The sequence below is a fragment of the Halonotius terrestris genome (genome assembly GCF_006861665.1).
Classification (GTDB): domain Archaea; phylum Halobacteriota; class Halobacteria; order Halobacteriales; family Haloferacaceae; genus Halonotius; species Halonotius terrestris.
Genome location: NZ_RKLU01000002.1, coordinates 538856 through 557534 on the forward strand (window position 1 = coordinate 538856; position 18679 = coordinate 557534).

At 62.7% G+C, this 18679-nt stretch carries 28 protein-coding genes; 21 read left to right on the forward strand and 7 right to left on the reverse strand.

Annotated features, from left to right (window positions below; genetic code table 11):
* Positions 1–43: 43 nt before the first annotated feature.
* From EGH24_RS15270 to EGH24_RS06345, 5 genes are all read left to right on the forward strand, one after another.
* Complete coding sequence (locus tag EGH24_RS15270) at positions 44–901, forward strand: hypothetical protein (RefSeq protein ID WP_185903248.1); 858 nt, start codon at positions 44–46, stop codon at positions 899–901.
* Positions 894–2240 carry a YcaO-like family protein gene (locus tag EGH24_RS06330; protein ID WP_185903249.1) on the forward strand — a complete coding sequence of 449 codons (1347 nt, stop codon included), beginning with the start codon at positions 894–896 and terminating at the stop codon, positions 2238–2240. Before EGH24_RS15270 ends, EGH24_RS06330 begins: the two co-directional genes overlap by 8 nt.
* Positions 2241–2242: 2 nt before the next feature.
* A complete protein-coding gene (locus EGH24_RS06335; protein WP_142979309.1) occupies positions 2243–3013 on the forward strand; it encodes a SagB/ThcOx family dehydrogenase in 771 nt (256 codons plus the stop codon).
* A gap of 76 nt (positions 3014–3089) precedes the next feature.
* Positions 3090–3299, forward strand: a complete 210-nt coding sequence (locus EGH24_RS06340) for a hypothetical protein (RefSeq protein ID WP_142979310.1) — start codon at positions 3090–3092, stop codon at positions 3297–3299.
* 85 nt (positions 3300–3384) lie between these two features.
* Complete coding sequence (locus EGH24_RS06345) at positions 3385–4287, forward strand: ZIP family metal transporter (protein WP_142979311.1); 903 nt, start codon at positions 3385–3387, stop codon at positions 4285–4287.
* 40 nt (positions 4288–4327) lie between these two features.
* Here EGH24_RS06345 and EGH24_RS06350 read toward each other — a convergent pair whose 3' ends face one another.
* Entirely contained in the window at positions 4328–4756 is a 429-nt protein-coding gene (locus EGH24_RS06350) for a CopG family ribbon-helix-helix protein (RefSeq protein WP_142979312.1), read from the reverse strand.
* 178 nt (positions 4757–4934) lie between these two features.
* Between EGH24_RS06350 and EGH24_RS06355 the strand changes: the two genes are divergently transcribed.
* From EGH24_RS06355 to EGH24_RS06375, 5 genes are read left to right on the forward strand one after another with little or no spacing between them, the layout of a single operon-like run.
* Positions 4935–5201, forward strand: coding sequence for a glutaredoxin family protein (locus tag EGH24_RS06355; RefSeq protein ID WP_142979313.1), 267 nt, complete (start codon positions 4935–4937; stop codon positions 5199–5201).
* Positions 5201–5740, forward strand: a complete 540-nt coding sequence (locus EGH24_RS06360; protein ID WP_142979314.1) for a redoxin domain-containing protein — start codon at positions 5201–5203, stop codon at positions 5738–5740. Before EGH24_RS06355 ends, EGH24_RS06360 begins: the two co-directional genes overlap by 1 nt.
* A gap of 49 nt (positions 5741–5789) precedes the next feature.
* Positions 5790–6347, forward strand: coding sequence for a hypothetical protein (locus tag EGH24_RS06365; RefSeq protein WP_142979315.1), 558 nt, complete (start codon positions 5790–5792; stop codon positions 6345–6347).
* Positions 6348–6403: 56 nt separating this feature from the next.
* Entirely contained in the window at positions 6404–6829 is a 426-nt protein-coding gene (locus tag EGH24_RS06370) for a nuclear transport factor 2 family protein (RefSeq protein ID WP_142979316.1), read from the forward strand.
* Entirely contained in the window at positions 6829–7059 is a 231-nt protein-coding gene (locus EGH24_RS06375) for a hypothetical protein (protein WP_142979317.1), read from the forward strand. Before EGH24_RS06370 ends, EGH24_RS06375 begins: the two co-directional genes overlap by 1 nt.
* A gap of 40 nt (positions 7060–7099) precedes the next feature.
* Here the strand turns inward: EGH24_RS06375 and EGH24_RS06380 are convergent, their stop codons facing one another.
* From EGH24_RS06380 to EGH24_RS06390, 3 genes are all read right to left on the reverse strand, one after another.
* Positions 7100–8050 carry a zinc-dependent metalloprotease gene (locus tag EGH24_RS06380; RefSeq protein ID WP_142979318.1) on the reverse strand — a complete coding sequence of 317 codons (951 nt, stop codon included), beginning with the start codon at positions 8048–8050 and terminating at the stop codon, positions 7100–7102.
* A 105-nt stretch (positions 8051–8155) separates the two neighbouring features.
* Positions 8156–9229, reverse strand: a complete 1074-nt coding sequence (locus tag EGH24_RS06385) for a two-component system sensor histidine kinase NtrB (RefSeq protein WP_185903250.1) — start codon at positions 9227–9229, stop codon at positions 8156–8158.
* 101 nt (positions 9230–9330) lie between these two features.
* Positions 9331–10071, reverse strand: coding sequence for a TMEM165/GDT1 family protein (locus EGH24_RS06390; RefSeq protein ID WP_142979320.1), 741 nt, complete (start codon positions 10069–10071; stop codon positions 9331–9333).
* A 147-nt stretch (positions 10072–10218) separates the two neighbouring features.
* On the opposite strand from EGH24_RS06390, the gene EGH24_RS06395 reads away from it, so the two are divergent.
* From EGH24_RS06395 to EGH24_RS06445, 11 genes are all read left to right on the forward strand, one after another.
* Positions 10219–11283: a M42 family metallopeptidase gene (locus EGH24_RS06395; protein WP_142979321.1), complete on the forward strand. Its 1065-nt coding sequence runs from the start codon at positions 10219–10221 to the stop codon at positions 11281–11283.
* Positions 11284–11357: 74 nt separating this feature from the next.
* A complete protein-coding gene (locus EGH24_RS06400; RefSeq protein ID WP_142979322.1) occupies positions 11358–11852 on the forward strand; it encodes a 50S ribosomal protein L11 in 495 nt (164 codons plus the stop codon).
* A 102-nt stretch (positions 11853–11954) separates the two neighbouring features.
* Positions 11955–12233 (forward strand): ribbon-helix-helix domain-containing protein, encoded by a 279-nt coding sequence (locus EGH24_RS06405; RefSeq protein ID WP_142979323.1) that lies wholly within the window; start codon positions 11955–11957, stop codon positions 12231–12233.
* Complete coding sequence (locus EGH24_RS06410) at positions 12230–12511, forward strand: type II toxin-antitoxin system RelE family toxin (RefSeq protein ID WP_142979324.1); 282 nt, start codon at positions 12230–12232, stop codon at positions 12509–12511. Before EGH24_RS06405 ends, EGH24_RS06410 begins: the two co-directional genes overlap by 4 nt.
* 157 nt (positions 12512–12668) lie before the next feature.
* Entirely contained in the window at positions 12669–13310 is a 642-nt protein-coding gene (locus EGH24_RS06415; RefSeq protein WP_142979325.1) for a 50S ribosomal protein L1, read from the forward strand.
* Positions 13310–14362 (forward strand): 50S ribosomal protein L10, encoded by a 1053-nt coding sequence (locus tag EGH24_RS06420; RefSeq protein WP_142979326.1) that lies wholly within the window; start codon positions 13310–13312, stop codon positions 14360–14362. Before EGH24_RS06415 ends, EGH24_RS06420 begins: the two co-directional genes overlap by 1 nt.
* A gap of 18 nt (positions 14363–14380) precedes the next feature.
* Positions 14381–14746 (forward strand): 50S ribosomal protein P1, encoded by a 366-nt coding sequence (rpl12p, locus tag EGH24_RS06425; protein ID WP_142979327.1) that lies wholly within the window; start codon positions 14381–14383, stop codon positions 14744–14746.
* 125 nt (positions 14747–14871) lie between these two features.
* The gene (locus tag EGH24_RS06430) at positions 14872–16098 is read left to right on the forward strand and encodes a tripartite tricarboxylate transporter permease (protein ID WP_142979328.1); all 1227 of its coding nucleotides are present in this window, start codon (positions 14872–14874) and stop codon (positions 16096–16098) included.
* Positions 16099–16177: 79 nt separating this feature from the next.
* The gene (locus EGH24_RS06435; protein ID WP_142979329.1) at positions 16178–16357 is read left to right on the forward strand and encodes an HVO_2753 family zinc finger protein; all 180 of its coding nucleotides are present in this window, start codon (positions 16178–16180) and stop codon (positions 16355–16357) included.
* 2 nt (positions 16358–16359) lie between these two features.
* Positions 16360–16626, forward strand: coding sequence for an elongation factor 1-beta (locus tag EGH24_RS06440; RefSeq protein WP_142979330.1), 267 nt, complete (start codon positions 16360–16362; stop codon positions 16624–16626).
* Positions 16627–16763: 137 nt separating this feature from the next.
* The gene (locus tag EGH24_RS06445) at positions 16764–17168 is read left to right on the forward strand and encodes a helix-turn-helix domain-containing protein (protein ID WP_142979331.1); all 405 of its coding nucleotides are present in this window, start codon (positions 16764–16766) and stop codon (positions 17166–17168) included.
* Positions 17169–17303: 135 nt separating this feature from the next.
* Here EGH24_RS06445 and EGH24_RS06450 read toward each other — a convergent pair whose 3' ends face one another.
* The 3 genes from EGH24_RS06450 to EGH24_RS06460 form a co-directional block, all read right to left on the reverse strand.
* Complete coding sequence (locus EGH24_RS06450) at positions 17304–17651, reverse strand: 4a-hydroxytetrahydrobiopterin dehydratase (protein WP_142979332.1); 348 nt, start codon at positions 17649–17651, stop codon at positions 17304–17306.
* A 61-nt stretch (positions 17652–17712) separates the two neighbouring features.
* On the reverse strand, positions 17713–18474 hold the full coding sequence (locus tag EGH24_RS06455) for a proteasome assembly chaperone family protein (protein ID WP_142979333.1): 762 nt from the start codon (positions 18472–18474) through the stop codon (positions 17713–17715).
* 4 nt (positions 18475–18478) lie between these two features.
* Positions 18479–18661 (reverse strand): RNA-protein complex protein Nop10, encoded by a 183-nt coding sequence (locus EGH24_RS06460; RefSeq protein WP_142979334.1) that lies wholly within the window; start codon positions 18659–18661, stop codon positions 18479–18481.
* Positions 18662–18679 lie beyond the last annotated feature (18 nt).

Sequence of the window (18679 nt, forward strand, 5' to 3'; positions counted from 1 at the left end):
ATACCCCGGGACGTTATACCCTCCACACGAGAAGGCCACGCCAATGGACTCGTATCCGGCAGCGTACAGTCCGACGGGCTACGGCATCCACGACGGCGAGGCAGTTGTTCGAACGCCGCATACGGTCAAAACGCTGCAGGGCGACGGAGTCGATGTGATCTGCGAGTTGCTGGCGGTGATGGATGGCACCACCGCAGCGAGCGAACTCATCGACCGCATCCCCGAAGGTGATGCCGAATTCATCGACCTGCTGTATGAGGCCGGGTTGGCCTACGACGCGCGGGCGATCCCGGCTGAACTCAAGACTGAAGGCTGGGAAGGTTTGCTTGAACCAGCCCTCGCTACGATGGCACACGCGAGCCATCGAGACGTTCCGGAGCGACTTGCGGCCTGTACAGTGGCCGTCTTCGGCGACCGAGAGCCAGTTTCAGGGGTGTGTTCTCGGCTGCAGGCGGCAGGCGTCTCCGTAGGTGATGGCACCGCTGACGACCCGGACGTGATCCTGCTGAGCGAACAACTCGAACGGAGCGAGTCGTGGACTGACGCCAACGAGCAGTGGGCCGCCTCGTCGGCAACGCTCGTCAAAACGCGGCTGACGGAAACGGGCTGGCGGCTCGGCCCAGTCCTCACCGCGGACGCACGGGCCTGTCTAAACTGTGTCTACAGCCGCGTGGATGCGAACAAAGCGGGCGGACAGCTCTTCACCGATGTCGTCACCGGCGACCCGCCATACATGGCTGCGTACACCGACACTGTCACCGAAATCCTGTTCCGGGCGTTGCTCGGAGTCGTCCCGCGGTATTTGGACGAGCAGTTCGCCGTGTACGACCACTACGAGGGACGCATCGATACGCCGCGTGTCTTCGCTAGCCCGCATTGTGAGGTATGTGACGATGCCTGAGGTGGACGGGATTACCGTGACCGAGGTCGACAACGGCGTCGTCACCGAGCCGCGCAGTGACCGCGAGCGACTCGGGCAGATCGAACACCCGACGACGGGCATCATCACTGGCGTTCGACGGGTGCCAGTGCCCACAGGCGAGCCAACTATCGAGAGCTACGTCGTCGAACGCGAGGATTTCACGCCGTTTACTGACGGTAATTCCATGCCCCACGACGAAGGTGGAGCTGCGTTCAGTGAGGCGGCTGCACGCACCGCCGCCTACGGCGAGGCGATCGAACGCTACTGTGGCTGTGTCTACCGCGAGGATGCGTTTCGGACGGCGGCCTTCGACGAGCTCACCGAGCCAGCCCTTGATCCGACAGCAGTCGTGAACTTCTCAGCCCAACAGCGGGCCGCGATGGCTAACGGCACGGATCTCTGTGGTACTGACGATGAACTCTCGTGGGTATCCGGTATCGATCTCCAGTCGGGAACGACGACCCAGATCCCGGCGCAGTTGGTCTACCTGTCGTACCCCCCGTCTGCAGACCCATTTATTCGAAATCCGATTTCGACGGGGCTCGCGGCAGGATCCTCACGGGCGATGGCGATCGACAATGGGCTCGCGGAATGTATCGAACGCGATGCGTTCATGATCCACTATCTCACGGAAACCGAGTTGCCGGTGATCGACCTTGAGACGGCCCCACCGCGGATCCGGCGATTGAGCGACCGTGTGACTGGACAGGGACTGGAACTGACTGTGGTGGACGCGACGACCGATCTCGGTGTGCCGGTCGCCATCGCGGTGCTGGTCGATCGGGAACACCGACCGGCCGTGACCGTCGCCGCCGCGGCCGGAGCGGACGCGGAAGCCGTGCTCGAAGACGCGCTGGCCGAGGTAGTCCAAACGCGACTCTCCACAGTTCACCGATTGTCGTCCACTACCCGCTCGCCCGATGAGGTCGTTGACAGCGAGATCGACTCCTTTGCGGATCGCGCACTGTTGTGGTCCGAGCACGACCGCATCGCCGATCTGGACTTCTGGCTCGAAAGCGACCGAACGACGACGTTCAACGCGTTCGCGCCCGACGAATCAACCGGTCTAAATCTCGTCGAGGCCGTCACTGAGGCAGGCTACGACGTCTACGCTGTCGACGTGACGACCAGAGATATCGAGTCGCTGGCTGTCACCGTCCAGCGGGTAATCGTCCCGCGACTCCAACCGCTGTACCTCTTAGAGCGGTTGCGGTATTTCGGCGGTGACCGGCTCGCTACAGTCCCGGTCGAAATGGGGTATCGAGACACGCCACTCGGCGAGAACGAACTCAACACGGTGCCACATCCCTTCCCGTAACGATGACTGATCCACCTCCACTCGACGGCGCGGACTTCGAGTACCTCTACGAACTCTACCACAAGAACCTCCCACCGCTGGTATCGGAAGCAACGCTGACACCGGATTCAAACCCTGAGCGATCGTCGGGGACGAAGTACAAAACGTATCGCCGGGCGGAGACCGTGCCGCTGGCGACTCCCGAATCCTCGGCGTTGCTATCGAGTCTCGGGCAGCGAGCGTCGTATGCGACCGGAACCGAGCGGCGATCGATAACCGAGACCGAGTTGGCGACGCTGCTGGCGTACTCATACGGTGAGATCCGCGAATCGGATGGGGAGCCTCGCCGTCCCGTGGCTTCCGGTGGGGCGTGTTACCCGCTGGAACTGTATCCGATCATCTTGGACTCGCCGGATATCGAGGCCGGTATCTACCACTACAACGTCCGCGACGACGCGCTCGAACAGCTCACGGCGGGTGACAACAGCGAGTGGCTACGGGACCACTGGACATGGATCACCGACGACGAGCAGGTCGCTGCAGCCATCGTGATCACGGCATTCCCGGCGCGATCGGCCGACCGCTACGGCGAAATGAGTTATCTCTTCGCCGCCATCGAAGCCGGTGCCGTCATCCAGAACCTCCAACTCGTTGCGACTGATCTCGGCATCGGGAGTCGGCCCCACAACGGACTGAACTACAGCGCGATCAGGGAGCAACTGCGGCTGCGCAGCGACGAATACCTGTTGTCGACTGTTGTTTTCGCTGGTACGCACCCCAGCGACAGCGAGTGATCGCGCAGCCAACGGTTCGGACATATCTCACATCACGGCCAAATCCTTTTTACCCGACGTATCAAATATCCTGATGATGACAAACGGAATCAAAATCCTCGACGGCATCTCCGAGTGGGTCCGCGAGCGGATGGGCCCGGACGCTGAGAATCGGGTCGACGAACAGCCCGACAACGGCGATTCGAGTGCTGGCCCCTCGGCAGACGACGAGGAGTCGAGCGACCGCGACTCCCCAGCCTGCTGTTCGGCCTCCGGCAACACCGACGTAACCGTGTTCGACTCGTAACTGCCCTCGTTTGAGCTGCCCCGGATTTCTGTTCGCAGCCGCCGTTCCGTTGGATTTATTAGCAACTGGACAGTCTCTACTACCAGTGAATACTAACTCAGAAGCCAGAGTTAATAACTCAGCACTGGGCCGCTCACGACTGGGGCTCGTCTCGGTCGTCGGGCTCTTCGTGCTCTCGGCGGCCGCAGCCGCCGGCGTTCAATACGGCATCGCCGGCATCAACGACTCCGTGCTAAAGGTCGTTGCCATCGGCTGGGTCGCCTTCGGTGCGATGGTCGGCGGCGCGTGGCTGGGCGCGCGGGCGAACGAAACCGATCCGCTCGGCCTCGTCTGGGGCTACGGGCTCGCCAGCGGCGCGATGATCACCAGCGCGGCGATGTTCCTCGTGCCGCAGGCCATCGGCATCGCGGCGTCGGTCGGGACGCCACAGTTCGGCGGGATCGGCCTCGCGCTCGGCGTGATTCTCGGCTACAGTGCCCACACCATCGGCCACCGACTGACGCACCTCAATCTCCCGATGGATGTCACCGCCGCCCAGATCACGATCCACGCGCTGTCGGCGGGTGCGATCATCGGCATCGTCTACGGCTCGATGCCGTCGCTCGGGCTGTTGCTCGGGCTCGCTATTGTCTCCCACAAGGGCCCAGCTGGCTACGCTGCGGCCCGCCGGCTCAGCCGCGACGGTCGCCCCGCTGCCGTTCTCCTCCTCCCGGCGGCCGCCGTCGGGCTTACCGCGATTCCCACCGCCCTGTTGCCGGTCCCCGAACAGCCGATCATTAACGCGCTCGTCTTCGGCTTCGCGGCTGGCATTTTCCTCCACGTCGCCATGGATTTCCTCCCGAAATGTGAGACCGGCAGCGAGATCGATCAAGTACTGTCGGTCGAAGAGGACTCCCACCACCTTCTCGATCAGCTTCGAACGCACGCCGTCGCCAGCACGCTGCTGGGCAGCGTCGCCGTCGTCGCCGCGTGGCTCGTTGTCGGCTGACTACGCCGTACTGTTAGCACCGCACCGCGCCGCACGCCGCTCAGCTCATATCCGCAAGCGGGCCGAAATCGTCGACCGGGAGGACGGAGTAATCGACCGTCAGCGTGTCCTTCGTGGCTCGGACTTTGCCGACGAATGTGGATATCTCGTCCAGCGTTCCTTCGAGAACGAACAGCTCCATGCAGTGGTGGCCGCCGACGTGGCTGTGAAAGTTTGAGGCGACGAGCCCCTCGTGTTCGTGCCGGAGGTGCATCATTTTCTCCTCGACGCTGGTCGTTTCGTAGTCGAACAGCACGGTGACGACGCCCATCAGCTCGCGGCCTTCGAGTTTCTTGTCCTCGAACTCCCCGAGGAGCGTCCGGCTGGCTTCACGGACAACCTCGCTGCGACCGGTGTAGCCGTGATCGTCGGCGAACTCGTCGATCCGTTCGAGCAACTCTTCGGGCATCGAGACGCTGACAACGCTCATATAACAATTGAGCAGTGCCGAAATATTAAGAATTAGCATTAGACCGCTGTCAGCGACGGGCGAGTTGCTATCGATCGGTGGCGGCTGCTGGGTCGAGGTGCTCGAAGCTGTCGGTTGAGAAACAGTCAGTCTGCCCGCCAGCGAAGTCTTTACCCCTGTTTCACCCATACAACGCTCCATGAGCGAAACCGAGGAGCCACCGATCACGCTGTATCGGCTGCAGGCGTGTCCGTTCTGTGAGCGCGTCGTCCGCAAGCTCGCCGACTACGGGCTGGAGTATCAATCGCGGTTCGTCGAACCGATGCACTCCGACCGCAACGTCGTCAAGCGCGTCAGCGGTGCCCGGACGGTACCTGCTATCGTCGACGAGACGACCGGCGTCACGATGTCGGAGAGCGGCAATATCGTCGAGTACCTCGACAACACCTACGGAGGCGATAACTGATGGATCTCGATTTCGATATCGTCGATCTCCCTGACACCGACCACCCGACCGAAGGCGACGAGGCTCCGGATTTCACCCGCCCGCTCGTCTCCGATGAGTACTGGGAGGACGTGTCGCTGTCGTCGCTGGCCGAGGAGGACCCGGTGTTGCTCGTCTTCTACCCGATGGACGGCGCGTTCCCGGCGACCTACATTTGGAACGAGCTGCGCGACAGAGATTTCGAGGGCAGCTACGAGATGACGCTCGTCGGGCTTTCGATCTCCTCGCCGTACGAACACAACACGTTCATCGACGAACGCGGCATCGACACGCGGCTGTTCAGCGACCCCCAGAACGGCGTTGCTGAGGCGTACGACGTCGTCAACGATCTCGACGGGATGGAATCAGTCGCCGAAGCCCGCCCCGCGGTCTTCCTCATCGACACCGATCAGACGGTGCTGTACTCGTGGGTCGCCGACGAGTGGCCCGCATTCCCGCCGTACGACGAAGTCGAAGAGGCACTGGCCGCCAACTGCGATATGAAGCCGCTGCAGTCGTGAGTCACTCGTAGACCCAAACGCTCATTCTCTCGCCGTCCAATTCTTCGCTATGCGCGTCAAGAACTGGCAGGACATCCTCTCGGAGGTCGTCGAGAGCGACCGTGATCCCGAGGGGTGGCGGGCTATCGCCGGCCAGCGAGCCAACGGCGTCGGCGAGGATTTCTATCTCGGCCACCCCACGGGCGGCGTCTACCAACTCAAAACCTACGCGAAAAACCCCGCCGAGCTCCGCGGCGTCGGCACGCAGGTCGCCCGCAAAGTCGACGAAGACCTCGATCCGCTGTTCCCCGACCGCGAGGACAAGGACGCCGGCCGGTTTGCGATGCAGCAACCGCCCGACGACGAGTCTGAAGCCGAATCCATGGCCCGCGAGCTTGAGCAAACCGTCAAAGTCCACGCCGAAGCCCCGACGACGGCCGAGGACTTCTTTACCGATATGATGGACGCTATCGACAGCCCGGCGTTCGGGCCGATGGAGTACGAACTCAGCGAGCGACCCGATCGGCTGGACTCGCTATCGGACACCTTCGAAGAGGCAGAAGAACTGCTGGACAGCGAACTGGAGGAGTTGATCGACGCCGACGATGTTGGGCGTGGGTTCGAGTAGAAGCAAGGCCAAACGAAAAGCACGGTTTTCAAGCCCCCTGCGAGTGAGACTCCGGTATGAAGCAGGACGCGGAAGCGACGATCACGGCCTACTACGACGCGCTGCGGGAGGGTGACGCGCTCTCATCGTTCTTCGCGGAGTCACTGGCGATCGTCAAGATCAGCCTCAGCGACCGCCACGTCGGCTATCCCGACGTTGCTGACGAACTCTCCGAACAGACGGCGACGACCGACGACTGGAGTGTCGAAAGCCACGACCTCTCGGTGACGACGCGGGACGACTACGGGTGGTTCCACGACGACGTGACGCTGGCGTGGACCGATACCACGCTCGACACCGACTACGAGTTCGAAACTCGGTGGACCGGGACGCTCGAAGCCAACGAGGCCGACGGCACGTGGCAGTTCGTCTCGCTACACGTCTCAGCCCCTGAGGCGGACCTCAAGACCGACGAGGACGAACTGTTCAACTGGGACGCCTGATGGTCGGCTCAAGCCTGAGCGATACCGAAAAGCAGACCGCAAACACCCGGCTGAAAATCGGGTTCGTTCTCCTCGTCGCGGCTTCGATGACACTGATGGCCCTCCAAGTCGATCCGACGCCGCTACAGCTCGCTGCCGTCTTCGGAATCGGGATCGGGATCGGTGCCCTCCTGCTGTGGTTCGTTCTGCGGAATCTGCGGGAGTATCGGACGACGCTCAAAAACCGGTAGCACCACTGCACACTGCAGTCAAAACTTCTTTTTTGCGTTTTCAGGGGTCGACACGGCCCAGCCAGCGAGTCGGCTCATCGATTTCCTCGGTAGTCGGGAGATTCTCAGGTGATTCCCAGACGGCGTTGGCGGCGGGCAACCCGCGGGCATCGGCGACGGCTTCGAAGAACGCGGCTCCGCGTTCGTACTGGTCGCGTTTCAGCCCCAACCCGAGCAGCCGGCTCATCAGCTTGCGGAACGGGCCACCCGACTGCCGTCTGGCGTCGAGTTTCTCGCGGAGGTCGGCATACTCGCCGTCGAAGGCGCGATCCATCAGGAGTTCGGCGTAGCCCTCAACGGCGGTCATCGCGGCCATTAACTCCTGAAAGCCTTCGGTCTCGATCGACCCCTCCGAAAGCGCGGTAACGCTGCCTTGCATCCTCGTTTCGAGGTATTCGGGCAGCCACGGCGCGGCCCCGAACTCGGCGGCGTGGGCGACCTCGTGGAAGGCGATCCAGCGGCGGAACCGTGGGTACGCGACATCGAGTTGGCCCGCGACGCGCCGGATGTTCGGCAGGACGAAGTACAGTGCGTGATCGCCGCGGTCGGCCAACAAGAGGGGATCGTACTGGCCCATCACGTTCCGGCCGAGAAAGCCGAGGGTGAGGGCCATCGTCCCCGTGTTGATCGTACGAGAGACCGTTGGCAACATCGTCGGCGTCGACTCCAGCGGTTCGACGACGCGCCGGAACGTCTCGATGTTGGCGTCGATCCAGTGGTGGCGGTGCTGGATCTCGATGGTCTCCGGCAAATCGAACTCGACTTCGCCGACCGATCGGAGGCGGTCGCGGGCATCCCGCACATCGTTGCGGTAGCCGGCCTGCTCCTCGGCGGAGAGGTCGAGATCACCCTTCGGCGTCCCGGCTTTTGCGGCGGCGGCGACGCTATCCCAGTCGATGATCCCGCCGTCGTCGGTGTCGGCGACCGCTTGGACGCTGCGAAAGAGATCCATAGCGAAACTGGGGTGCCTGCGAGTAAAAGTCCTTGTGCGGGGGCTCGCGTGTGGCAGAAACCATCCCGCCTCGTCGTCGTTGACGACTGGCGCGTCGACGACCCGTCAGTCGGCCCGCGGCAGTTCGACGACGAACACCGCGCCCTCGGGGTCGTTGTCCTCCACCCACACCCCGCCGCCGTAGCCCTCGACGAGCGTCCGGACGAGATAGAGGCCGATCCCGGTGCCCGCGCTCTCAAGCCCTTTTTCGCCTTTGCCGAAGATCTCCTCTTTGATCTCGTCGCGGACGCCCGGCCCGTTGTCGGCGACGCGCACCATTGCGGTGTCGTCGTCAGTGAGGGCGACCGAGGCGGTGATCTCGGGTGTTTCCTTGTCGTTGTGCTGGATCGCGTTCTTGAGAATATTTCTGAACACCGCTGAGAGGAGGTCACCACCCCGTACGTCGATTTCTGGGATCGATCCGTCGACGGCGAGCGAGGCGTGGCCGTACGTCGACTGGATCGTCTCGATTTGGTCGCGGAGGATCGGTGCCAACGCCACTGTCTCGCAGTCGACATCGGGGCGAAGCAGTACTTCGGCCAGATCACGGGCCGATGCCGTGAGATCGACCGCGTTGGCTGCACTCTCTCGGATCGTCGCCAAGAATTGCTCGCCCTCGTCGTCGACGTGATCCTCCAGCATCTCGGCGTAGGAACTGATCAACTGGAGGTCGTTGCGGATGTCGTGGCGCAGCACTTCGTTGAGCGTTTCCAGGTCGTCGCGCTGTTCGATGAGTTGCTGTTCGTATGCTTTTCGTGTGCTGATGTCACGACTCGTCAACACGTAGCCGTCGACGGGAATCTCTTCGGTCGGGGCAGCCCCGGTCACCGAGAGCCAGATGTACTCGCCGTCCTTGTGCTCGAATCGGAACTCGATTTCCTCGTCGGTCACGCCGCGTTCGGCTTGCAGCGTCGCACACTGATCGAGCACCTCGTCTCTGTCGTCGGGATGAACGTAGTCGAGAACGTTCTCGCCGATCAGCTCCTCGGCCGACCAGCCTTTGACCCGCTCAGAGTTCGGCGACTCGTACTGGATTCGACCGTTTTCGTCGACCACCGTAATCACATCCGAACTCTGTTCGATTAGGGCTCGAAACTGTTCGGCGGTCAGTTCCTTGACTGCCGGCGTCTGCGTTGTCATCCCTGGGTATCTAGATTTGTGTGCGATGGGACCAATATAGTCGTTACCCTCCATGCCATCACAAGCAGCGAATCGAAATTACACTGCGAAACGAACCGGATCTACACCGTGGTAAGGAGCACTTCGGAGGCGACAGTCACGATCGCTTCCCAGAGACTGTTGTGGCCGAAAACCGCGTTTGGACCGGTCAGTATTCCCAACACCGTATCCAGCCCGAAGAACGCGAACAGCACGGCCCCCGCGTAGTGGGCCTTCCGCACGTCGAATCGGTGGGAAAACCGATGGAAGAAGTAGGCGTTGGCGAGGCTGACCGGAATAATGACGATCATTTCACCGAGCCAGATCGCGGCCGTCGTGCCGTACTGGGCGGCGAGCCCGATCGTGACGAGTTGGGTCTTGTCGCCGAACTCCCCGGCAGCCATCATCGTAAAGATGGTGAGAAACTCCCCGAGTTGCCCGCCGACGGTGACGCCGCCGACCTCGAATTCGGGGTTGATATCGGCGATTCGGTCGGTGACGACGCCGCCGTCGGTCTCGGTGCCGCTGCCGCGACCGGGGTCGGGGCCGCCCGGTGCCGACCGCACGAGCAGGACGGCAAACACGAGGAACAGGCCAGCGGTGACGATATCGAGGACGACCCCCGGAAGGACGCGCTGGAGGGCCTCGCCGAACAGGATTTCGAGGACGGTCCACCCGGCGAAGGCTGCACCGGCGGCTGCGACGACGACAGCTGGTTTGAACCGCGTCGAGAGCCCGGCGATAATGAACTGGACTTTCTCGCCCGGGAGGACGGTCAACTGCGCGATGGCCGCGATGACGACGATCTCCGCGAACGCGGTCATAGATTGCTCCCGGCAGGCATATTCGGTGTTCTATAGAAATGAATTAGACGCCTCTAATTCAATGCTTCGGACATGCTCGAATTTCCTGACGATTGCAAGAGCCGCTGAAACGCTACGTTGATACGGCTGCTATCAATTACCGCGAGTATGGAAGCCCAACAGCGTGCGTTTCTCGAATCGCTGCTCTCGACGCCCAGCCCCTCGGGCTTCGAGACCGACGGCCAGCAGGTCTGGATCGACTACGTGCGCGAGTTCGCCGACGCGGTCCGCACCGACGACTACGGCAACGCGATCGCCGTCCACGAGGGGTCGGGCGACGGCCCCGAGATTGCCTTCAGCGGCCACGCCGACGAGATCGGCTTCATCGTCCGCGACATCCTCGATGACGGCTTTCTCCGGATCAGCCGGATCGGCGGCTCCGACCGCACCATCTCGCAGGGCCAACACGTCACGGTCCACACTGACGACGGCCCGATACAGGGCGTTATCGGCCAGACCGCGATCCACCTCCGTGATACGGGAAGCGAGGAGTACACCGACATCGCCGGCCAGTTCATCGACATCGGCGCGGTTGACAGCGACGAGGCCGATGAACTCGTCGAGGTCGGCGATCCGCTCACCTTCTCGACGGAGCTGTTCGAACTCCACGGCAGCCGGCTGTCGGCCCGCGGGATGGACAACCGCGTCGGCACGTGGAGTGCGGCCGAGGGACTACGCCGCGCCGTCGAGAGCGATGTCGATGCGACGGTCTATGCGGTTAGCACGGTCCAGGAGGAAGTTGGCATCAAGGGCGCGCAGATGGTCGGGTTCGACCTCGACCCCGACGCGGCTATCGCAGTCGACGTGACGCATGCGACGGACAATCCCGACGTGAGCGGTAAACATCGCGGACCGGTCGAGTTGGGCGACGGCCCGGTTGTCTCCCGCGGGAGTGCGAACCACCCGAACGTAGTTGCTCTCGCCCGCGAGGCCGCAGATGAGGGTGATATCGACATCCAGCTACAGGCGACGGGCACCCGAACGGGCACGGACGCCGACGCCTTCTACACCTCACGCAACGGGATTCCGTCGCTCAATCTCGGGATTCCGAACCGGTATATGCACACGCCGGTCGAAGTGATCGACACCGACGATCTCGATGCCGTCGGGGAACTGCTAGGCTCGATTGCCGAGCAAGCCGGGTCGGTTGAGAGCTTCGCAGTCGACCTCTAAGGCGGTATGTCACTGTCCCGCGTGGGGCTGGGCAAAAAACAACCGTTAAAAGCAGCGGCCGGCTGAACNNGNNTATGGCTGGAACTATCGAAGTNCTCNTCCCCGGNGGGCAGGCCAACCCNGGNCCGCCGCTNGGNCCCGAACTCGGNCCGACNCCNGTNGACGTGCAGGCNGTCGTNNAGNANATCAACGANNNGACCGANGCNTTCGACGGGANGGANGTCCCNGTCACCGTCNNNTACGAGGACGACGGCTCCTTCNNGATCGACGTNGGNGTGCCGCCGACGNCNGNNCTNATCAAGGACGAANNCGGCTTCGANANCGGCNNCGGCGAACCGCAGGAGACCTTCGTCGCCGATATGTCCGTCGAACAGGTCAAGAAGGTCGCCGAGCAGAAGTCGACGGATCTGCTCTCCTACGACGTGAAAAACGCCGCCAAAGAGGTCGGTGGCACCTGCATGACCCTCGGCGTCACCATCGACGGCGAGGACGCCCGAACGTTCAAACAGCGCGTCGACGACGGCGAGTACGACGACATCCTCGTCGACGACGCCGAAGCGACGGCCTGATTTTCGCTCCGACACTGAGGCGGTCTTTCGGTCGATTTTCGGAGAGCGACAGTGATCGAGAGTGGCGTAACTGCTTTTGCAACACAAATTCAACACACTGGTATGTCCGATGCCGAACACTCGCCGACGAAAACGACAGTCAACATCCGGATGACCGAAACGTTCCTCGCCGATGTCGATGGCACGTGGCAGGAACTCGGCTACAACAGTCGAAGCGAGTACGTCCGGGACGTGCTTCGGGACGCAGTCAAACACCCGGAGTGCAACCGCGCTGATCTCAAAGCGATCGCGGCAAGCGAGGTTGACATCCAACAGGGGAACGTTCACACGAGCGACGAAATCAAAGCCGAGTACGGCCTTGACGGTGCTGGCGAGGAATGACAATCGACTGGGAGTGGCGGCTGACCGCGACAGGGAAATCTCATTTCGACGGGCTCGACGAGTACGGACGGGAGCGGATCGCCTCGAAACTCGACGAGATCGTCACCGATCAGTGGCGAGAGCCAGCCGACTACCTCGAACCGCTGGCGGGCGCGCCTCACGAAAAGCTGCGCGTCGGTCCGTTTCGACTCGCGTGTCGGCTTGATCGGACGGCGAACGTACTGTATGTTCTCAGCATTCGGAAGCGTGGCGGTGACGCCTACCGCGATGACGACTGAAAGCTACCGAATCGGGCCATACGCCGTGTGAACGACCCACAGACGTTGAAATCGCCTTCGACGGTCTTTTAAGCCTCATCCCCTACCCTCCGATGAGACAGGCCTCGCCTGTGTCACTGACCCGTAGGAGCGTTCCTGCGTACTACGGAGGTGAATAATGGCAGACGATACGATAGTACAAGCAGTTTCTCGCGCGCTCGACGAGTCCCCACCACGGAACTTCCGGGAGACCGTCGACCTCGCGGTAAATCTGCGTGATCTAGACTTAGACGATCCATCGAATCGCGTCGACGAGAGCATCGTGCTCCCGTCCGGAACCGGCCAAGAGACACAAATCGTCGTCTTTGCGGAGGGCGAAACCGCCCTGCAGGCCGAAAGCGTTGCCGACGAAGTCCTTTCCNGNGACGANCTCGAGGANCTCGGNGACGANNNCGACGCCGCGAAGGACCTCGCCGACGAGACGGANTTCTTCGTCGCAGAGGCGNACATGATGCAGGACATCGGCCGCTANCTCGGGACCGTNCTCGGTCCNCGNGGGAAGATGCCGACNCCNCTNCAGCCNGACGACGACGTCGNCGAGACGNTCAACCGGATGAAAAACACCGTCCAGGTGCGGAGCCGCGACCGGCGGACCTTCCACACCCGCGTCGGTGCCGAAGACATGAGCGCCGAGGATATCGCCGACAACATCGACGTCATCATCCGNCGANTNGAAGCGGACCTNGANAAGGGGCCNCNNAACCTCGATTCCATCTACGTGAAAACGACGATGGGCCCCGCTGTTGAGGTGGATGCCTAATGAGTAGTAGCGATTCCGTCCGCAAAACCGAGACCATCCCACAGTGGAAACAGGACGAAGTCGACGAGCTGACCGACTTCATCGAGCGGTACGCCTCGGTCGGCATCGTCGGCGTCGAAGGCATTCCGAGCCGCCAACTGCAGTCCATGCGGCGTGGACTCCACGGCAGCGCGGAAGTCCGGATGAGCCGCAACACGCTCGTCGTTCGCGCCCTTGAGGACGTCAACGATGGCGTCGAGCAGCTCACCGAACACGTCGCCGGCCAGGTCGCCCTGATCGGCACGAACGACAACCCNTTCGNNCTGTTCNAGCAGCTCGANGCNTCGAAGACNCCCGCNCCGATCANCGCGGGCGAGGTCGCGCCNAACGACATCGTCATCCCNGAGGGTGACACNGGNGTCGANCCNGGNCCGTTCGTCGGCGAACTCCAACAGATCGGTGCGGACGCCCGCATTGAAGAGGGCTCGATTCAGGTGCTCTCCGACAGCACCGTCCTCTCGGCTGGCGAGACCGTCGACGCCGATCTCGAAAACGTCCTGAGCGAACTCGGCATCGAGCCGAAAGAGGTCGGCCTCGACCTCAAGAGCGTCTACTCGGAAGGCGTGCTGTTCGCTCCCGAGGAACTCGAACTGGACGTCGACGCCTACCGCGAGGACATCCAGTCGGCCGCCGCGGCCGCCCGGAACCTCTCGGTCAACGCGGGCTACCCGACAGCCCAGACCGCGCCGACGCTCATCGCCAAGGCGACCGGCGAGGCGAAATCCGTCGCCCTCGCTGCCGCCGTCGAGAGCCCGGACATCGTCGATGACCTCATCGGCAAGGCCGACGCACAGGTCAAAGCCCTTGTCAGCGAGATCGACGATCCGGAGGCACTCCCCGAGGAGTTCCAAGATCTCGATGACGACGCTGCCGAGGAAGCCGACGAGGCTGACGACGGCGAGGCTGAGGAGACCGACGCAGACGAAGAACAGACTGACGACGAAGAAGCCGAAACCGAGGCCGACGACGGCGACGACGACAGCGACGCCGGTGCCGGGCTCGATATGCTCTAACAACGGAGGATTACACCAATGGAATACGTTTACGCAGCACTCACCCTGAACGAAGCAGACGCAGAGATCACCGAAGACAACATCACCGCAGTCCTCGAAGCCGCAGGCGTCGATGTCGAGGAGTCACGAGTCAAGGCCCTTGTCGCCGCGCTCGAAGACGTCGACATCGAGGAAGCCGTCGAGACCGCAGCCGCAGCCCCCACAGCCGGTGGGGCCTCCGCGGGTGGCGCGTCGGCTGACGCCGGCGGTGCCGACGACGCGGGCGACGACGCTGACGACGAGGAAGCCGACGCTGACGACGGCGACGACGCCGACGTCCCGGACGACGCCGGTGACGAGGACGAGGAAGCCGACGGCGAGGGCCTCGGCAACCTCTTCGGCTGAATCGCGGTCACACAGCAGTTCCGTATTTTTTGCGATGACGCTCCCGGATAGCGACGCATCTCGAATAGCAGTCGAGCAGCCAGCCGGCCGGAATTTTAACCGTGAAGCCGCGGCCAGCCAGTCCGATGGGACTGGGATTCGGCGTCGATCCGGGACTGACCGTGTCGGTCGTTGCTGTCGCCTTCGGCGGCGTTGCGTTCGGGACTTGTAGCGGACTCGTGCCGGGACTCCATGCCAACAACTTCGCGGTGTTGCTGGCGGCGACCGCGCCGTCGATCCCGCTCGATCCGCTGTTGCTCGGCGTCGCCATGCTGACCGCGGGCGTCGTCCACACGTTTCTCGATATCGTCCCCGCGCTCACGCTCGGCGTGCCCGACGCGGCGATGGCGATTGCCGCACTCCCGGGCCACCGGCTTGTGTTGGCGGGTCGTGGCCGCGAAGCCCTTCGACTCTCGGCGGTCGGCAGCGCGCTTGCGGTCGCTATCGCCCTGCCGCTGGCACTGCCGATTACGTGGCTCATGGTTCGGGGCTATCCGACGATCCGGACGCATCTCACGCTCGTGTTGGCTGCCGTCGTCTGTCTTCTCGTCCTTACTGAGTCGTCGCCGCGGGCCGCCCTCGGTGGCCTGTTCGCGTTCGGGTTAGCGGCCGCTTTAGGCTGGGCAACGCTTGACGTACAGCCAGCCGCGCCGCTGGCTGCCGGGAGTATGTTGACGCCGCTGTTGACTGGCTTGTTCGGCGCGCCGATCCTGCTGGACGCGATGGGCGGCGACGGCGTCCCGCCGCAAGCCGACGCGACGCTGACGATGCCGCGGCGGGATCTGGGGGTGACGGCCGGAGCCGGCTCGCTCGCTGGCGCGCTCGTCGGCTATCTCCCGGGCGTGTCGGCAGCGATCGCGTCGGTGATCGCGCTGCCGGCACTGCCGAACCGCGATCCGGATCGGGGGTTCATCGTCGCTACCAGCGGAGCCAACACAGCAAATACTGTTTTCGCGTTGTTCGCACTCATCGCGCTGGGGACGCCGCGAACGGGCGTGTTGGTGGCGATGGACAACACCGGCGTACCGCTGCGAGTGCCCGCGTTGCTGACGGCCGTCATCATCGGCGCGGCGGCGGGCTTCTTGCTGGTCGTTTCCGTCGGCGACAGGTACCTGCTGACCGTTGGCAACATGGAGTACACGACCGTCTCGGCGGTCGTTTTGGTGTTTCTCGCCGGTCTCTCGTGGCTGTTTACTGGGTGGTTCGGCGTCGGCGTCTTCGCGGTTGCTGCCATCGTCGGGCTGTTACCGCCGCGGTTCGGCACGCGACGCGTCCATCTGATGGGTGTGCTGATCGGGCCGTTGATGCTGTAGGCGGCGTTGCTGCCGGCAGCAGGCGAGAGCGAAAACCCGAAAGACAACGGTTAAAAAGCGCGCGCCGGTCTCTCCGTGTATGAGTGAATCCGAACAACAGACCGAGCGACAGTGTGTCTCCTGTGGCATCAAAGTCGCCGGGATGAACGCGGCCTCGTTCGACTGTCCGGACTGTGGCTGTGAGATCAACCGGTGTGCCAAATGCCGGAAGCAGAGCAACCTCTATGAGTGTCCCGACTGCGGCTTCCGAGGGCCATAACGATGGGGAAAGTCGCTGCCAACATGAAGGTCATGCCGCAGAGCCCCGACATCGACCTNGACGNNCTNCAGGANCGNCTNGAGGCNNCNCTNCCNGAGGGNGCNNAGATCAACGGCTTCGAGCGCGANGACGTCGCNTTCGGCCTCGTNGCNCTNCTNCCGACCGTNATCGTCNCCGACGACGCCGGCGGCACGGAAGTCGTCGAAGAAGCCTTCTCGGAAGTCGACGGTGTCGAGAGCGTTTCGGTCGAAGACGTCGGCCGGATCTAACGCCCGGCGTTTCTTTTTCGGCAACAGCGTTGCAGCGATGTCTAGGTATCACAAGTGCTTACTTTATTGATTGAAAAGTAAGTTGTACAACCCGACAAAGCTTTTTGCCGTGGAAAATAATTCTTGGGCGAAGTGAAATGAATCCCTCGCTTGCAGAAATGCTGCAAACAGAGATGGACTGTGACGGCCTCCTTGAGTGCTTCCACGGCCTCAAATCCCTCGACCGTCGGTGTTTCAGACTCCTGGTCGAGGCCGACTCCCCGCTCACAGTCGATGACCTCGCGGCGTCGGTCGATCGGGAACGGTCAACCGTCTACCGGTCGGTCCAACGCCTCCTTGAGGCGGGTGTCATCAAGAAAGAACAGATCAACTACGAACAGGGCGGCTACTACCACGTCTACAAACCAGTCGCCCCTGAGATCATCCGCGACGACATGCAGCGGCTGCTGAACGATTGGTACGCCGAGATGGGCCAGCTCCTCCAACAGTTCGAAGACGAGTTCGACGAGAAGGCCGAACCGCCGGTCGCGCCCGAACCGTAAGTCCTCCCAGCCCTCCGGTTCGTGCGGTTCAGCCCTCCGCTGGCACACGCGATACCATTCGATAGCAACGCGTCTCGGTTAGCTGGTAAGGTCAAGTGGTCAGCGGCGAGAGCGAACTATCTCCTGAAAAATAGCTTAGGCGTAGTCCTCGTGAATCCGATCCATCCGGGCGGCCATCACGAAATCGGCCTTATGCAGGCCGTCGATCTTGTGGGTCCACATATCGATGCCGACTTCGCCCCACGAGAGGCTGATGTCCGGGTGGTGCCACTCGTCTTCGGCGAGTTCGCCGACCTCGTAGGTGAACTCAAGGGCGTCACGGAAGTCCTCGAATTCGTAGGAAGCTTCGAGATGGTGATCGTTGATCACGTCCCACACGTCGCTGTCGAGTTCGGCGAGATACTCCGAATACTCAGATTCGTCCATCGGTTCGTCGTCGGAGGTACAGGCTTCACACGGTTCGTCCGCGAGTTCGGATGCCATACAGGGGCCAACGGGAGCCACCGGTTTGTATCTTGACTCTGCCTAAAAAAGCCCCAGCGAGTCAGCCGATGTATCGGAGTTCTTCGTCGGGGATGGCCTGCTGTTGGGACTGCATCTCCTGAATCTTGCCGACGACTTCCTCCATCTCTTCGGCGCGGTCCTCCAGCGTGCTGAAGTCGACCTCGAAACCGATGACCTCCTGCAAGACTTCGAGCACAGCCTGCGCGCTCTTGGGATCGACGAGGTAGCCGCTGGTCTCGCCCATCAGACACGCTGCGTCCATGCCCCGGCGGTCACCCAATCCGAGGATGAGCCCGCTGACGCCGACGATACCGCCGGCGGGTTCGTCGCTGCGGAACTCGACGCCAGCATCTTCGAGTGGGGGTTTGAGATCGCCGTCGCTGACCGCGCCCAGAACGGTGTACTCCTCGATGAGTTCGCCGGTCGGGACGCCGCCCAGCGCGTACGCGGTCTCGACGCCGAGGGATTCGGCTGCATCGAGGAACGCTGCCGTCAGTTTGTAGTGGCCGTCGTTGGTGGCGGCCTGATGGTCGCCGGTCAACACGAGCAGGTCCGAACCCTCACCCTCGGTTTCGATGGCGTGGAACTCCGCGCAGGTGAGGTCGGCGACACCCTCGTCGTCGACAGTGACTTGCGGCGGGAATTCGTCGGCGTAGACCTGTCGCACCAATTCGCTGTCGAGTTCTTCGACCAGCTGCTCGGCGGCGAGTTTGCCGACGTGACCGACCCCCGGTAGCCCTTCGATCAACACCGGATCGCGGAGCTCGGGCTCCGCGAGCGACGTGATCTCGATTTCGTCCATGGCCCTACGAGTGGTCGCGCCGCTTAAGAGCCCGTCGGTACTCGCCGTAAGGGTCCTCGGGGCTGAACGGCGCGGGCGCGCTGTTTGCGGTAGGGTTGCCGCACTCGGGGCAGGTGTCGCCGAGGCTGTAGACCGGTCGGTCGTGTTCGGTTTCCCACGAACCGCAAACACGGATGTCGGATTTCATGGAGAGAAGAGAAGCAAG